Raw genomic sequence first — 14,942 nt, forward strand, 5'->3', positions numbered from 1 at the left:
TTCTCTTACGGTAATATCGGACTTATCCCAGATCAATCAATAATTTTCGGAAATGTTGCTATAAGTCATTGTTATAGCGCGGAATTAATCTGAACTGCTGTGCGTTACGCGGCGGCCGCGTGGGTCAATTAACCTTGCACTGCAAAGCACAGCCGATGCTTGGCAAGTCAAAGGGGCGGCCCATCTGGCGGGCCGGGACGAGCGCGGAGCCCGCGCGGCGGGGAGGGGGTTTGAGGGCTGGCTTCCTGGACTTCGCAGGCCAGCTATTTGTCCGCGGGGGTCGAGCGGAACAGCGTGACGGGATCGCACTCCAGAGCCTTCGAGATCCTCTCGACCACGTCCAGGCTGGGATTTCTCTGCCCGCGTTCGATGCCGCCCATATAGCTGTAGGCGAGGCCGGCTTCGGTCGCCAGCGACTCCAGGGTCATTCCGCGCTTCAGGCGGACCCTGCGAACGTTTGCTCCAAAAATCTCCGCCAGGCGCATGCGCGCATAGCGATAAGCAAAGCTTCAGCTTTACCAGTCACTATAGTGACTATATTATAGTCCGTCCCGGAGCGCGCCTGATCTCAGGCGCAACACCCACAAGTTTTTGCCCGCCCGCAAAGTGCGGCGACGGCCCATCGTGGAGGAGCGCAGGCAATGGAACCGCTGCCAGGCGGCTTCAAGTTCCGTCAGTTGCAAGTCTTCCGCGCCGTGCTGCGCACCGGCTCGACAAGGCGCGCCGCGGCCGAGCTCGGCATCAGCCAGCCAGCCGTCAGCCAGCATGTCAAGCAGCTCGAGGCAACGGTCGGCCTCACGCTCTTCCAGCGCTCCGCCAACCGCATCGTGCCGCTTCTCGAGGCCTGGGAATTGCTGCGGAACGTCGAGATGGCGCTGACGTCGCTCGGGCGCCTGGAAGCATCCATCTTTGCGATGAAGAATGAAGAAAAGCAGCGGATCGCGATCGCTGCTCCCTCGGTGTTTGGCTTCGTGACGCTGCCCAAGGTGGTTGCCATCATCCATGCCAAGACCGCCTCGAATGTGCGTTCTATCTCAGGCAGCTACGAGCAGATCGGGGAGCACATCCTGGCCGGCCGAGCCGACCTTGGAATCTCAAGGTTGCCGCTCGACCCGCGCCTGTTCGAATGGGCGCCGCTGGGATCGGCGCGCAATGTCTGCATCTTTCCTGCCGGCCACCGGTTCTCGCGACAGGACCGTGTCGAGGCTCAGGACCTCGCCGGCGAGACCATCGTCGATATCGATCCGCAATTCGCTGCCCATCAGATGAATTTCAATGCGCTGCGCTTCGCGGGTGCCGAGCCCGACATACTTGTCGAGTTCGATTGCAACGGTCACGAAGCCGGGTACGTGTCGGCCGGGCTTGGCATTGCGATAACCAACGAGATCATCGCGCGCGAGTACGCTGCCTTTCACCTTGAGGCGAGGCCGGTGGAACCATCGGCGCTCTATCACTACGTCGCGGTCTGGCAGAAGGGTCGCACCTTCTCCAGCGCATTGAACGTATCGCTCGAGGCGATCATCGCCGCATTCTCAGACTCCGGCAGCGACGGATCACTACGATGACGGCCAACACTCGGTCCATCGAGCTAGGACAACATCAGCGACCTCGGCAGCCGAACGTGGCGCGCCAGGCTTTACGACGCGCTTGATCCAAAGGGTGGTTGCGCGCAGCCACTCGCTGTCCGCACAACTTGCTTTCGCTATCAGCGCGATCCGGGTCTGGCCACTCATGTGATGATGCAGGGCCCGTACGTCGGGGCTCCGCCGCTAGCGCATTCACCCCAAAACCCGCTGCAGATGTGCCACCACCAACTGCAGCGGGCTAAGGTGGCCGGGGCCTCTCGTTGGGAGATTGCCTGAAGCGTGCGCCGGCCTGGCGAACCTGTGGTCCGCCGCACATACAGTTTAGCTAAAATGATGCTGCTTCAGGCATGGTGTGATCGCGGAAGCTCTCGGCAATGCATCCGCAATAGGCGTCCAGGGCAGGCTTTACATGCACTTTTGCTAATTTTATCGGAACCGATCGCGACGGCCAGGTTTGAATCAGGGTTCAGGGAGTCCGCAGCGCATGCCTAAACCGAAGGGGCAACTCGCCTTCATCGATTTCCAATCACCGACGCTCGTCGAAAGACCCCCGCCGACGCCGACTGGCTGCACGAGATCAAATACGACGGTTACCGGACAGAACTCATCATTGAAAGTGGGCAGGCGAGGGCGTTTACGCGGCGGGGCTATGACTGGTCGCACCTATACAAGCGCATCGTTGAGACGGCGGCAAACCTCCCTGTTAAATCCGCAATCCTTGATGGTGAAGCTGTCGTCCTCGGCAAAACAGGCCTGCCTGACTTTCAAGCCTTGGAGCGAGAGCTGGGAAGTCCGAATTCTTCGAAGATCATGTTCTTTGCCTTCGACCTCTTGCACCTGAACGGTCGCGACCTCCGCCGCCAGCCGCTGATCGAGCGCAAAGCTGCCCTGCAAAGTCTGCTGCAGGAAATGGCCCCAACCCTGCGCCAGACTAGCGGCTCACAGCGGATCCCCATCGCATCTGGCTCCCTTGCACTCAGTGCGAGACACCTTCCCACCCTTAGCGCGGTTTTTCTTGACAACTGAGGATATCAAAGATCAGTTGACTGCGTTTGAGGGCTCGGCCAGTGCTGGGAGGACCTCATGCCAATTTATCAGAGAGCCAGAGAGGCGGGCGTCTTCAGTCCTTCAGAAGTTGCGCTGCTCGGTCGCGTGTTCGACAAACTGAAGGACGAACATCAATCACCTGAGCGACGCGAAGCCCTCGCATCTCGGCTCCTGGCAAATTACCTCGCAGGAATCAGAGACGAGGCCGAGCTGCAGTCAGTGTCTAAGCTGCCGCTCGGGCGATAGATTACTTCAAAGCGCCTTCACGGCTTTGTCCCTCTCTCGAGGCGCTCGTCCAAGAAGACGCAAGACCGAAATAGCGGGAGCCTGAAGTCGCATTGTCGATCAGCGGACTCTTCCGCTTCGGAGCGACGTAGCGTGTCACCAGCTTGAGGGTGCCGGCGTTCACAGTCACAGGCACTCCGAGATTGACGGTAACCTGGTCCTCATCGACACGCTTGACGTCGCCGACCAGTTCTATCGGTTGGCCTTTCATCACCTTGGCCCTTTCGATGATCGAGTGGGGTTGGTTATAAGTCGGAATCGAAACGCTCACCCGATCCTCCGTGACGCGCCTGCGCACGGTAGCGGTGATGGCGACTTCATCGCCGATGTTGAATTGGCCCTTCGCCATAAAAAAGAGTCTGGAGCGGGCAGCGGCTTAGTCAAGCAACCGCTAATGGAACATCGGGCCGGGGGTGAAGTTGACCAAGGACGCGGTGCGCAGGCTGGGCCCGCCGCGCACCGCGTCGGGGCGGAGAGTAGCAGCACCAGCCCTCCACTGGAGATGCGGTTGTCGCAGGGAGGCCGATGAAGAACCAATCCTGGCAACCAGGGCCGACGGGCTCTTTCAGATAGACCATCGCAAGTACCGCAATGGGACCTCAGTCCTCAGTACGAGGGTTTGTCGAACAACTTTGCTCACCGCCGGCTTTTGAAAACCGCTTCCCCCCGGAATAGGTGCCGGCGGCTTGGCCCGGCTCGCACAATCCTGTGTCACCCTCGATCTGCGGGCCGGGCTCGGACTTTCTCAGTACCTACTCTGGGTACGCGGCCCGCGAGCCTCACAGTTTCGGCGGAACATTCCAGTCGGATCGAGGTTTGGTAGCCGCGACGCAATCCCCTCCCAAAACCCCGCACGCGTCGTGTCGGGGTCGGCAGTACCCCGACATAGGCCCGCACCGTTCCCGCGGTGCGGGCTCTTCTATTGCCGCCAACGCAACTCAGCCGCCAGCGCCTCAAGGGCTTTTACATCCTCTGCATACGATCCCGCATGTGCGGGGTAGCGCTCCATCTGCTGGCGATAGAAGTGCACCCACTTAGGCAAATCGACGATCGGAAACGTCCCCTGCCAGATGCCTTTCTCGAGCGTGAATGTATCCGCCGCCGAATCGTAAGTCGCTGTCGTCTTCATGCTGGGCGTTAATTCGCGTACCTGAAACAAAAACGGCTTCCGATCGTTGGCGAACCTGTAACGATGGGTGCGCCATGCCATCCACCTCGATCAGAAAGACAGAGTACGATCCGGTGAGCAAGGACCCTTTCGGTCTGGTTCGTGAGCAGCGGCAAGCGGTACGACTTTGACGAGGTGCCTCCTGAGACTTACGTGGCGTTCCGTTCTGCCTTTGCAAAAGGTCGCTTCTTCAACGACCATATTCGCGATCATTCCGGTATCGCCGAAATTCTGAATAGCTGTCTGCTTGAAGCGGGTCATGCTCTTGCCTCAGCTCACATGAATCGCCCAGTGCCGTGCTTGGGGTTATCGGGAATCTAGTTCCAACGCGTCCACACTATGCGGGGCTGGATCGGGCTTCAAAAGCGGCCCGTCGCGAGGTGAACAGCTATTATCCGCGGCCTTGCGTTGGATCCGGGCCAAATGCTTGCGATGCAGCTCCGGCATGTCCTCCAACCGGTGAAGGAAATTGATAGCTTGGCCACAGGCAGATTATCGCGCGTGAGTTGGGCAATCAGTTGGTGTTGACGAACCAAATGCTGTTCCCCAACTTCACATGGCCTTTCACCATGTCAATGTCATCTTCTGGAGCCATCCACAAGAACGCCGCTGTTCGTTGCTCGTTCCGCCTGTCGTGGTGGACGGGCGATTTGAACAGGTCGTTACGGCCTATTTGAACGCATACTTATACACGGCGCGGCTGCCTTCATCGGTGACGCGAACCCATAGCCGTTCATCTCTGCGCGACTGAACCTCTTTCTTGGTGCCGACCGCAGCAGCCTCCCACGGCGTGTTTGCGATCACGGTGTGATGGGACACCGGCGTGTCGCCGGCCATCTCTTCAACCAGGTAGGTTTTCATGCAATCCCCCGTTCCGTCACGGTCCCAACGATCAGGGCGAAGCCTTGTTCCGGCTCGTAGCGGGCGCGGCAAGTCAAGGTAAGGAACAGGTGGTGTGAACCGAAGGCCAGCTACGACTTTATCCCTGGCGCTGGCCGTATCTCTTGCGGGTCGAAGCTCAAGAGTTTTGACGGCAACGATCGCGCGGCCTCGGCTTCGGCCAGCGAAAGTCCATCTTGGCCGTTGATAGACCGTTCGCTTGGAGGCACGCCGGGCGGGCAGAGTCCCTCATTCGTCACCTGATCAGTTGGAGCGCTGCCCGGCAGTTGGGATCGCTCTCGGCCACCTTAAGAGTGCCCTTTATCCGCTCGGCGGGCGGTGACCCCCTATCGCCATCGTTGGAACGGGCGGCGGCTAGTCGTCTCCGGGCTTAATCCCCTTGACGGCGTTCTTCACTGCGCGGTCGAAGCTTCCATCTGAGGTAGATTTTCGGCTTCGTTCTGGCCGGACCGTGGACGGTCAATCTTCGGGCTTCATGCGTCAAACTCCGGCGGCTCATGCTCGTCCTGGAACTGGTGCCACATTACCTGCCTGAGGTCTTTGCAGTCGACGAACTGGCCGCATGTCTCGCACCGGTAGAAGTCGGAATCCTCCTTCGAGCCGGCGGGCAGTGCACCGTCACCCGTTTCGGAGAGCCGAGTTCGGCAAGTCTCGTCATCCCCGAAGCTTTCTTCGCTCTAACGTCTTACGGGCGTTGCCGTGCTCTTTGATGAGATCGCGCACCTGGTCGGGGCTGATCCGATGCTGCTTGGCGAAATAGCGGACTTCGTAATCCTCGTCGGCCGAGATGCGATCGCGGTCACGAAAATCTCGTTTGGTCTTGTCGTCTGCCATGGCTGTTCCTCCTGGTCAGAGAAGAACAGCGGCCGATAACGAATGTTCCTTAGTGGCCACCCCAGCAGTTGACGCCGTTTCAAAGCCCGTCTGCTGAATGAGAACCCCGCTTCCGCGGGGTTGTCTTCGGTCAGTGAGCTGCTTTCTTTTTGGCCGGCGCCTTCGGCTGCCCTGACTTACTCTTGGGGGCGGCGTCTTTCGAGTGAGCCGACATCGCCGGAGCCGCACCAGTCTTCTTGGTAGCTGACGACTTGGCAGAGGCTTTCTTTGGTGTTGCGTTCTTTGGCGCGGTCCTTCTTGCACGCGCCTTTTTCGGCTCTTCCTTTGACGAGAAAATGCCGGTGATGCTCTCAATGATGGACATTGGCTGGCCCTCCGTTGAATTCGATAAACAAAGCCGACCGCCCGGAGATTGTTCCAATCGCTAAACCAGCTGTCCTAATGAACTCCGAGTTATGGAATCGAATCCAGTAATTCGTTCGAGCTCTCATGCGCACGCGGGCTGGCTGTTCTTCATCCCCCTTTAGAAGCGACGCTGTTCTGGAACCCTCCGCCGCTTCCCAAGGACTGAAGAAGAACACAGCGCGGCGGCTGAAGCCTCCTTGTCAGCTACGTCGAGACGCCTGAGGACGAGAAGAAGCTGCGTTACGTCTCCCCGAAATGTACCTGAAGGGCTACTTCGACATAATGACTCCAATCAACTGACTCCAACGAGCTTTGCAACTTCATGGAACAAAATCTTCCTCTACGGGTAAGGTCTCCATGTCATCTGGTCGTTGCCTATGCGGGTGTGTGCGTTACCAAATAGCGGGCGAGCTTGCACAGCCTATAGCCTGCCACTGCACCCAATGCGCCCGCACCAGCGGCAACTTCGCGGCTATGGCGGCCTGTCGCTCGAAGGATCTTGCACTGGTAGCGTCGTCGACCCTCAGTTGGTACCGCTCGTCACGTCACGTCGAGCGCGGCTTCTGCTCCCGCTGCGGCGGTAACCTATTCTGGAAGGCGGCTCCGGGTGTTGAAACATTCGTCGCTGCGGGAACCCTTGACCCACCGACCGGCCTGCGCCTTGCCAAGCATATTTTCGTGGGCTCGAAGTCCGATTTTTACGATCTAACCGACGGCCTACCCCAGGAGCAGGAGGGCTAGGTTTCCTCAAGCTTCGCGCTGGTCGGCAAGCAAGCGCGCAAGGATGCAACAATCGCTCGTCCCGAGGACTTATTGGCGGAGCCAGGACGACTGCTGCGCGGCGGCATCGGACCTCAGTCCTAAAGAGGTTTGACTCGAAGCTGATTTTTTTGGGTGTATCGTCCAGGCGTCGCGGTGTGGGAGGCGTGTGATGACGGCGTATCAAGTGGTGGAACCAGCCGAACTGACGATCCTGGCAAAAGCTCTCGACGACCATTGCGCGAGGCATCGCATCGCCGATGAGATGGACCGGGAGCAGGTCGCGCTTAAGTTATTCGGCCTCTTCAGGCAGGGTGTCATTGACCTTGCGAGTCTGTCGGAGGAACTTGAGCGGGTGGGCTAACACGCGCAACGGCAGCTGACTTTGTCGGTCGGCTCGGCCCGCGAATCCTGTGTCACCATGATGAGCATTTAACTGCTTGGGTTCCGGCTCGTGATACCCTGCTGTCGATGTAACGGTTGCACATACGCAACACAGCGCCGCTAGTTGCTGGCCCGCTAACACGGGTTAATGCGCTTGATCGTGGCATCGAGCTTTGAGAGAAGTCACCCCATTTCTGGCGGCGCGCCTTGGGTGAGCCCGGTCCACGCACCCTTGCGCAGTTGATCTGCGGCATCTGCGGGGCCGGGCACTTTTTTCAGAGCGGATTGATTGGCCCGACAAGCCCGGAATGGTCGTTGGGCTGCTTGTTGATCGCCGCGGAATTCACCTCTCGGCCGACACGGTTGAATTGAAGCTGCCCGTCGATGTCATGCGAGAGCAAGTCCTTCAGGTCGCTTGCCGGCGTCTCCGCGTTCAGCCAGGCATCGTAGTAGGCTGGATCGAGGATCAACGGCTGACGATCGTGAAGCTGGCGCATCGGCTCGGCGGCAGGCTCGGTGATGACGGTGCAGCTCGTCACGTCCAGCGTTTTGTTATAGGCCCACAAGCCGGCGAAGGAGAAAGGCGCGTGACCCGGCATGAAGATGTGCCAAGGATCCTTGCCGCGATCGGCCGGGCTGATAGTCCATTCGTAAAAGCCGTCGGCCGGGATCAGGCAGCGCTTCGATCTGAAGGCGTCCCGAAATGCCGGCGTCGTATCGACGGTCTCGATACGCGCGTTGAACATCGGTGCCTTGGGCATTTCCTTCGCCCAAAAAGGCACCAACCACCAACGGCCGGTTCGGACCTTGTGATTGCCGTTATCGGCCGTGATGAACGGCACCTCGTCAGTCGGCGCGATGTTGTAGCGTGGCGCGTCGTTGCGGCCCACGTCGGCCGGCGCGGTCAGGCGGTAAAGCCGGTGGATTTCGGACCACGGCAGATATCGGGTGTAGCGTCCGCACATTCGCGCTGCTCACTCCAGGTCGGGTACATCGCCGCTCACAAAGAGGGTGTTTGGCGGTCCATAGTCGCCGAGCGCCGGATCGGCATCCCGGCTCCAAGCGATCACACCAACGTGCTTGCCTGCTAGCGCTTTGGCAGTTCGGATCGCCCGCTCTTCGCTTTGCTGATCGGTAGGCCCATACATCGGAAACAGCTCGCCATCCTCGCCGCGGTCAAAGGCGACCACGACAATGAGCTTCGGCTTTTTCTGCTCCGGCACGACATGGCTCGACATTCAACGGCCTTTCTCAATTGAGAGGCGCTGATCCCGCTTCAAGCGCGTCGATCGCGTCGAACACCGCGTGGCGCTTTGGCTCGTCGGATTCGTCCGGCGTGAACTGCGCACAAGCGAGCGGCGTATATGCAACCATGACCGCCATGACGAGGTCTCTCGCCCGCCACCCATCAGCCATGTCATCTGTTGCCGCGCGTGCCAGCATGGCGATCCGCTCATCATAGAACTCGTTCCTCAAGTTCACGGCTTGCAACTGCTGCGCCTCTCGTCAGACCACCCCTTGTTGTGGCATTGCCGGCCGCCCCCCAAACATCCGCGGCAGCATACTCGTCTTCCGATGGCTCCTGGTCCGGCGGAAAGCCCATGTCGTCCCAACTTCGACTGCGAATGAGCCCTCGGCCGCTTCCTCGGCTGTCAAGCCAAAACGCTCGATCACGGCCCAAGCCGCTGCGATACCGCGCTGTTTTTCTTCAGGTGTGGCGCCCCTTGCGTCCATCATGATGTCCATGACCGACCTCCCCTGTGGCTGTCAGGAGTCTAGTGAACAAAATGAGAACTCTGGAGTCAAGCGCCTCTTGACCAAGCAGGAATCCTCATTTCAAGGGATGCCGGAGCAACCCGAGAAGTGGCCGAGAGGCGCTGCCTGGACCCTTACGCGTGCCCATGACGCGGGGCAGGTGGCGGGCATCCGCTGCGGCAAGTGCAACATCAGGCGCTTCTACAAGCCGCTCGAGTTGCGGGAGGTCATCGGGCAACGTTACGACCGACGAGGTGCGCGAGAAGGTGCGCTGCCAGCAATGCGGCAGCCGGAGTGGATGGACGCCGAGCTATTCCATCCGACCGGCGAGCAGGCGCACACGATGCGCTATCGGCGGCTGGTGCAAATCCGCTGGGAGAAGCGGGTGATTTGGAGGGACGAATGACGGGCCGTGCCGGGCGCCGTATTTGCCTGGGATGCTGCTGGCTGCGCCGCTATCTTCACCGACGACGCAAAAGTACATTCACCTTACCGTCCGCCAGCGCGCGGGCGGCCGACCGGCAATTGAGGCATTCCCACGGCATTTGGGCCAATATGCCTGTCCCAACGCCTTCCCATGTTCCAGTTGCTGACTTGGAGATTCGACAGTGAAACCCTCCGCCGAGTGCTTTCTTATTCAATGCGGGAACATCCTTCGGAATCGCTTGTTAGCTCCAGCACCAGAGGCGTGCCACAGGCACTCTCCCTCTCCAGATAGGTTATTCCGATGGCCAATGAGATCCCCGAAAAGAAAGCGCGCCAGGGTGGCCGCGGACTTCCGGTTCTTGCCGTTTTGATCTGCGGGCTGGTCCTGGCGGCGATCGCATGGGGCGTTGCCGAGATCTATGGTGAGTCGGCCAAGACACCTGCGACCCAGGAAAAGCCAGCGCCCCAGGAGAATAGTCGGGCGCCCTCATCCGCCAGCCCAAATCCGGCGGAAAGTGATCCGACAAGGTCCAAAGCCGACGACATGAACGTGGCCCCGGTCGACCAGAACCCACAGGTGGACAAGGACCCAACATCTCGGTCTAGCACCGGTGGCGACCAGCCGGGCAAGCAACCGTCGCAGCCCGCATTGCAGTAGCTCACTTAGCCAATGTCTCGGGTAAGTTAGCCCGAGGCGTCAAAAGCTGCTTGACCACCAGGTTATATGCCCGAGCGCGCTCAACTGAGCGCGTTTATGTCCATACAAGCGGTCGCGCGATTCGGTTCAGAAGGTTTGACCGCGCCAGCTTCTCCTACCGCGCGTTGCTGGCAATGCAGGCAGTTCCCGTCGTGCCGGTAACTGAACTAAGCGTTTGGGCCTCTTCATGTCGCTTGCCCTGAGGCGGTCCATGATTGCACGCAAATGGTCGGGCAGCCATCGCTCGGAGCGAAAAATCGGGAGCGCACACAAGTGGCGTCGCATCATTCGTTCTTGAACTGCTGTCGCACAAGCGATGCGAGCTCTTCCGAATTCCGCCTGCTTCGTTGCATCGTTACCGGCAAACTGATCCCAGACACCGAGCAGAACTGGGCGTTACGTGAAAGGTTCCTAAGTGCTCGTCACGCAGCGTCTGCTTTTGCCCGGAACCACTGCGAGATGCCGCTTCCGTCCCTCAGGCTCAAATCGGCTTGAGGTCGCTGCTAATCACCAAAGCGAACGTGCATCGTCCGCACATAGTCCGCACTGCGTCCCTGGTGGTTGCATAGCCAATCTGGCTTCTACAACCACACTTTGGCGGCGCTGCGCAAGGAAAAGCCAAATCAAAGACAATAGCTTACGGCGAGGCAAACCTGGCGCTCTGGCTGAAGGGTTCCCCAAGTGCACTCGACATGACAACCGCGCTCCCGCAAAAGAGTTTGTCGGCCCTTACCGCTGCTCCCGCCTTTGGTCTCATCACACATCTTAGACATGAGAATTTGCAAGCCGTTGGAACCTCTTGCCTGACCTGGTGTTAACGTGGGTTAAGGGGTTTTCGGCACTTCATGGAACAACGAGCTTTGCCCTCCAGCATTTCTGGCGCGCGATCCTTCGGAAGCAACGGGAACGCCGATGGGACTGGTGCGGTCCTGTTTCCCGGCAGCGAACTGGAGGATTTCTTCGAAAATGCGGCCGTTGGGCTTCACATAGTCAGCAATGACGGCACCATACTGCGTGCCAATCGAGCCGAACTGGACCTCCTCGGCTACGCGCCCGAAGAATACATTGGCCGCAACATCCGGGAATTTCACGCCGATCCCGCCACGATCGACGATATTTTGAACCGCCTTTCTCGGCGTGAGCACCTTCAGCATTATCGCGCCAGGTTGCGCGCCAGTGACGGCTCCATCCGTTGGGTGGAGATAACATCCAACGCGCGTTCCGCTGGCGGACGGATGATCAACACCCGCTGCATCACCATCGATGTGACCGAAAAGGTCAAAGCGGAAGAGCTGTTGCGCGAACAAGAGCAGAGGCTTGCACTCACCTATGACAGCGCCGGCGTGGGTATCGTCGAAGCTGACGCCGAAGGCCGGCTGCTGCGAGTGAACGGGCATTTATGCCACCTCTTGGGCTATACGCAGGAGGAATTGATTGGTCGACTAGTTTTCGATTGGACTTATCCTGCCGACGTCGAGGCGGATCGCGCGAAATATCGCCGACAGGTCGCCGGTGAGATCAAAAGCTACACCATCGAGAAGCGGTTCGTGCGCAAGGACGGGTCGCTTTTGTGGGCTGTCGTAACATCTTCCAGTGTTCTCGACGCCAGCGGGCAGTTTCGCTACGCAGTCCGGGTGCAGCACGACCTCTCCGAGCGGAGAGAGATCGAGGCGGCACTCGCCCGGCGGGCCGAGGAGCAGGCTGCGCTGCATCAACTGACAGAAATGCTCCAGCACGCCCTAGCCCCGGAAGATGTCTATGAGGCCGCGCTCGACGCAATTCAGCGCGGGCTGAGATGTCAGCGTGCTTCTGTTCTGCTTCTGGAAAGCGGCAGCATGAAGTTTGTCGCCTGGCGGGGGCTATCGGATCCGTATCCAGTCGCCGTGCAAGGCCATTCCCCATGGTCCGCGGCAGACCGCGATCCACAGCCGATCTTCGTGCGCGATGTGGAACAGGCCGAACTTCCCAACAGCTTGAAACAGTCAATCCGGAAAGAGCGCATCGGCGCGGCCTGCTTCATCCCGATAACCGAAGGCGGGCGTCTGCTGGGCAAGTTCATGGCGTATTTCGACGAGCCGCACGATTGCTCGGCGGAAGAGATCGAAGTCGCCCGGACAATCGCGCGCCAACTCGGGTTCGGCATTGAGCGTGTCAGAGCTCAAAAAGCGGCCCAGCGGCTGGCGGCGATCGTGGAGTCGTCGCATGACGCCATCGTCAGCAAGGACCTCAACGGCATCGTCTCCACCTGGAATGGTGGCGCCGAACGCCTGTTCGGCTATTCGGCCGCGGAGATGGTCGGCAGGCCCATCACCACCATCATTCCCGAGGGCCGGCTGGCCGAGGAGCCGCTGATCTTAGGTCGCATCCGCAAGGGCGAACTCGTCGATCACTTTGAGACGGTTCGCCGCCGCAAAGACGGAACGCTGGTGGACATCTCTCTTACGATATCGCCGGTCCGGGATTCGTCAGGCCGCATCATTGGGGCTTCCAAGATCGCCCGAGATATAAGCGACAAAAAGGCCGCGGAAGCGAAAATACAAGACAGCGAACGCCAACTCAAAGACCTGCTCGCCGCCATTCCTGCTGCGATCTACACCACCGATCGGGACGGCAAGATCACCTATTTCAATGAAGCGGCAGTGCAACTGGCCGGCCGAACGCCAGAGATTGGCACCGACGAATGGTGCGTGACATGGAAGCTCTTCTGGCCCGATGGAACGCCGCTTCCCCATGACCAGTGTCCAATGGCGGTTTCCCTGCGTGAGGGGCGGCCTATCCGGGGGTATGAAGCGGTGGCCGAGCGGCCCGATGGGAGCAGGGTTCCTTTCATTCCCTATCCGACACCGATGCGCGATGCTGCTGGAAACATCACCGGCGGCATAAACATGCTGGTCGATGTGAGCGAGCGCAAGCAAGCCGAAACCCAGCAGCGGATCTTGCTCGATGAGCTTAATCATCGCGTCAAGAACAACATGATGATGCTGAAGTCCCTGCTTTCGGTGGCAGCGAGGACCAGCAAGAGTTCGGAGGCACGGACCGTTCTGGACGAGGCCAGCAAGCGGGTGGCGGAGATGGCTGCGGCGCAGCGGGTCCTCTATGACACGCCTGATGCTGTCAACTTCGGAGCCGAGGCTTTCCTGGGAGCTGTTTGTGAGACGGCAAAACAGATGTTCCCGTCAGGCGTTCATTTGGACTGTGAGGCAGATCCAATCCAACTGCCAAACGACATTGCGATGCCGCTGGCGCTGATCATCAACGAGCTTTTGATCAACGCCGTGAAGTACGGTTTCCCTGGAGATGGGAAAGGAACCATCCACGTTTCGATCCGGCTAAGCGGCGAACACATTAGCCTCGTGGTCGAGGATGAGGGACCAGGCTTCGAACTCAGTTCGGTGCGATCTTCTTCGTCGGGTCTGCGACTTGTTGCAGGCCTGGTGCGGCAGATCGGCGGGACTTTTGAAGTCGGCCGGCAGCCATCCAGGTGCACCGTCACTTTTTCTCAGCTGTCCCAGGAGAGCGGTCTTGCGCCCAAAAGCGTCGATACGTGAGCTAAGCTTTGCGGCGGATATCAATCGATCCTTCAAGCCCCAGGTGGTTTTCTCGCGCGATGATATGAGCGGCGAACGACCCGGAGAGACCCGAGGCCAATTGATCCTGATCGTCGAAGACGACTACCTGATCGCGCTCGATGTGGAGGCAGGGCTTATTGCCGCCGGCTTCGAAGTCGCCGGCCCGGCGATGAGCGCCGATGGGGCAATTAGCATGGCGAATTCGCTAAGGCCGGCGCTCGTCTTAATGGACATCCGATTACTTGGAACGCGGGATGGTGTCGATGCGGCCTTAGAGTTGAATCGCGAGTTGGGAATGCGGTGCATCTTTACAACGGCGCATGGCGATCGGGACGTGAGGATCCGAGCGGAGGCGGCCAATCCCCTGGGGTGGGTGCAAAAGCCATACTCGACTGCGACTTTGATTGGCGCCGTCCGACATGCGTTGCAGGAGATCGAAAAGCGGAGCTGAACGCTGCGCCTATCTTTTAAGGGATCGAAACCCCTGAGCAGGACGATCGCTATGCCTGGGAGAGCGGCATGGAATTCGGGCAATACGTCATGACGCCGTCACCCGGGAACCAGAATGACATTGGATGTGCTGGCGAAGGCCTTCGATCCCTTGTTCACCAGGGGCGCAGGTAAGGGAGCGGGTCTGGGCTGAGCCAGGTGTATGGCTTCGCGCGCCAGCCCGGCGGCAGTGTGAAAAACTATCGCGCAAGGTGTCGGTACCACGCGGAGAATTTACATGCCGCGCGCGCACGGTGTGGCTGCCGACAGCGAGGCACTACCTGTCACGGCTCAGCCTCTCGGGCGCGCTCAAAATGTGATCATGGTGGTCGAAAACGAGGACCGCCTGCGGCTGATGGCGGTCGAAGCCCGTCGATGGGGTACTCGGTCCTTGATGAGAACGCCCCAGAAGGCCCTGGACTCTGTCGAGGCCGGTCAGCTGCCGTTTTCTTCTGTTTACGACGTCATCATGCCTGAAATGCCATCGCGCTTGCCGATCGCATCAGGCGATACATCCGTCGGTGATGTGCTTTACACGACCGACTATACCCGCAATGCCTAGTCCACAACGGCACGCTCGACCACGGGACCGCTCTTCTGACCAAACCTACCCGCATGTACGACTGGGGGAGAAAATC

The 14,942-nt window shown here is 59.5% G+C and carries 20 protein-coding genes; 10 read left to right on the plus strand and 10 right to left on the minus strand.

Annotated elements, in window-relative coordinates; genetic code table 11:
- Positions 1-263: 263 nt before the first annotated feature.
- Positions 264-485, minus strand: coding sequence for a helix-turn-helix transcriptional regulator (locus tag CK230_RS15015; RefSeq protein ID WP_095817958.1), 222 nt, complete (start codon positions 483-485; stop codon positions 264-266).
- A 156-nt stretch (positions 486-641) separates the two neighbouring features.
- Between CK230_RS15015 and CK230_RS15020 the strand changes: the two genes are divergently transcribed.
- Together CK230_RS15020 and CK230_RS15025 are read left to right on the plus strand one after the other, a co-directional pair.
- The gene (locus CK230_RS15020; RefSeq protein WP_095817959.1) at positions 642-1,565 is read left to right on the plus strand and encodes a LysR family transcriptional regulator; all 924 of its coding nucleotides are present in this window, start codon (positions 642-644) and stop codon (positions 1,563-1,565) included.
- Between the two features lie 630 nt (positions 1,566-2,195).
- Entirely contained in the window at positions 2,196-2,612 is a 417-nt protein-coding gene (locus CK230_RS15025) for a hypothetical protein (protein ID WP_245429939.1), read from the plus strand.
- Positions 2,613-2,880: 268 nt separating this feature from the next.
- On the opposite strand, the gene CK230_RS15035 is transcribed toward CK230_RS15025, so the two are convergent.
- Complete coding sequence (locus CK230_RS15035) at positions 2,881-3,267, minus strand: hypothetical protein (RefSeq protein ID WP_348629159.1); 387 nt, start codon at positions 3,265-3,267, stop codon at positions 2,881-2,883.
- Between the two features lie 570 nt (positions 3,268-3,837).
- Entirely contained in the window at positions 3,838-4,128 is a 291-nt protein-coding gene (locus tag CK230_RS15040) for a hypothetical protein (protein WP_210201481.1), read from the minus strand.
- A 93-nt stretch (positions 4,129-4,221) separates the two neighbouring features.
- On the opposite strand from CK230_RS15040, the gene CK230_RS34095 reads away from it, so the two are divergent.
- Positions 4,222-4,407, plus strand: a complete 186-nt coding sequence (locus CK230_RS34095; protein ID WP_348629161.1) for a hypothetical protein — start codon at positions 4,222-4,224, stop codon at positions 4,405-4,407.
- 348 nt (positions 4,408-4,755) lie between these two features.
- On the opposite strand, the gene CK230_RS15050 is transcribed toward CK230_RS34095, so the two are convergent.
- The 3 genes from CK230_RS15050 to CK230_RS32480 all read right to left on the minus strand — a co-directional run bounded on the left by CK230_RS15050 (position 4,756) and on the right by CK230_RS32480 (position 6,184).
- Positions 4,756-4,947: a hypothetical protein gene (locus CK230_RS15050; protein ID WP_095817962.1), complete on the minus strand. Its 192-nt coding sequence runs from the start codon at positions 4,945-4,947 to the stop codon at positions 4,756-4,758.
- A 693-nt stretch (positions 4,948-5,640) separates the two neighbouring features.
- Complete coding sequence (locus CK230_RS15055) at positions 5,641-5,820, minus strand: DUF3606 domain-containing protein (RefSeq protein ID WP_095817963.1); 180 nt, start codon at positions 5,818-5,820, stop codon at positions 5,641-5,643.
- Between the two features lie 130 nt (positions 5,821-5,950).
- Positions 5,951-6,184 carry a hypothetical protein gene (locus tag CK230_RS32480; RefSeq protein ID WP_141246033.1) on the minus strand — a complete coding sequence of 78 codons (234 nt, stop codon included), beginning with the start codon at positions 6,182-6,184 and terminating at the stop codon, positions 5,951-5,953.
- Between the two features lie 398 nt (positions 6,185-6,582).
- On the opposite strand from CK230_RS32480, the gene CK230_RS15060 reads away from it, so the two are divergent.
- The gene (locus tag CK230_RS15060) at positions 6,583-6,966 is read left to right on the plus strand and encodes a GFA family protein (protein WP_095817964.1); all 384 of its coding nucleotides are present in this window, start codon (positions 6,583-6,585) and stop codon (positions 6,964-6,966) included.
- A gap of 190 nt (positions 6,967-7,156) precedes the next feature.
- On the plus strand, positions 7,157-7,348 hold the full coding sequence (locus CK230_RS15065; RefSeq protein ID WP_095817965.1) for a hypothetical protein: 192 nt from the start codon (positions 7,157-7,159) through the stop codon (positions 7,346-7,348).
- 295 nt (positions 7,349-7,643) lie between these two features.
- On the opposite strand, the gene CK230_RS15070 is transcribed toward CK230_RS15065, so the two are convergent.
- From CK230_RS15070 to CK230_RS15085, 4 genes are read right to left on the minus strand one after another with little or no spacing between them, the layout of a single operon-like run.
- Positions 7,644-8,333, minus strand: a complete 690-nt coding sequence (locus tag CK230_RS15070) for an SOS response-associated peptidase (RefSeq protein ID WP_095817966.1) — start codon at positions 8,331-8,333, stop codon at positions 7,644-7,646.
- A 9-nt stretch (positions 8,334-8,342) separates the two neighbouring features.
- The gene (locus tag CK230_RS15075) at positions 8,343-8,606 is read right to left on the minus strand and encodes a hypothetical protein (RefSeq protein ID WP_095817967.1); all 264 of its coding nucleotides are present in this window, start codon (positions 8,604-8,606) and stop codon (positions 8,343-8,345) included.
- A gap of 13 nt (positions 8,607-8,619) precedes the next feature.
- Positions 8,620-8,850, minus strand: a complete 231-nt coding sequence (locus CK230_RS15080) for a hypothetical protein (RefSeq protein WP_141246034.1) — start codon at positions 8,848-8,850, stop codon at positions 8,620-8,622.
- Positions 8,851-8,874: 24 nt separating this feature from the next.
- Entirely contained in the window at positions 8,875-9,114 is a 240-nt protein-coding gene (locus CK230_RS15085; RefSeq protein ID WP_095817969.1) for a hypothetical protein, read from the minus strand.
- Positions 9,115-9,181: 67 nt separating this feature from the next.
- On the opposite strand from CK230_RS15085, the gene CK230_RS33100 reads away from it, so the two are divergent.
- The 5 genes from CK230_RS33100 (at position 9,182) to CK230_RS15110 (ending at position 14,866) form a co-directional block, all read left to right on the plus strand.
- Positions 9,182-9,529 (plus strand): hypothetical protein, encoded by a 348-nt coding sequence (locus CK230_RS33100; RefSeq protein WP_176480105.1) that lies wholly within the window; start codon positions 9,182-9,184, stop codon positions 9,527-9,529.
- Between the two features lie 321 nt (positions 9,530-9,850).
- Positions 9,851-10,207 carry a hypothetical protein gene (locus CK230_RS15095; RefSeq protein ID WP_095817971.1) on the plus strand — a complete coding sequence of 119 codons (357 nt, stop codon included), beginning with the start codon at positions 9,851-9,853 and terminating at the stop codon, positions 10,205-10,207.
- A gap of 884 nt (positions 10,208-11,091) precedes the next feature.
- Positions 11,092-13,794, plus strand: a complete 2,703-nt coding sequence (locus tag CK230_RS15100) for a PAS domain S-box protein (RefSeq protein ID WP_095817972.1) — start codon at positions 11,092-11,094, stop codon at positions 13,792-13,794.
- The gene (locus CK230_RS15105) at positions 13,769-14,266 is read left to right on the plus strand and encodes a response regulator (RefSeq protein ID WP_245429928.1); all 498 of its coding nucleotides are present in this window, start codon (positions 13,769-13,771) and stop codon (positions 14,264-14,266) included. The genes CK230_RS15100 and CK230_RS15105 overlap by 26 nt, the downstream gene beginning before the upstream one ends.
- Positions 14,267-14,542: 276 nt before the next feature.
- A complete protein-coding gene (locus tag CK230_RS15110) occupies positions 14,543-14,866 on the plus strand; it encodes a hypothetical protein (RefSeq protein WP_095817974.1) in 324 nt (107 codons plus the stop codon).
- Positions 14,867-14,942: the final 76 nt, after the last annotated feature.

The organism is Mesorhizobium sp. WSM3859, from assembly GCF_002295065.1.
In the GTDB taxonomy this organism is placed as follows: Bacteria; Pseudomonadota; Alphaproteobacteria; order Rhizobiales; family Rhizobiaceae; genus Mesorhizobium.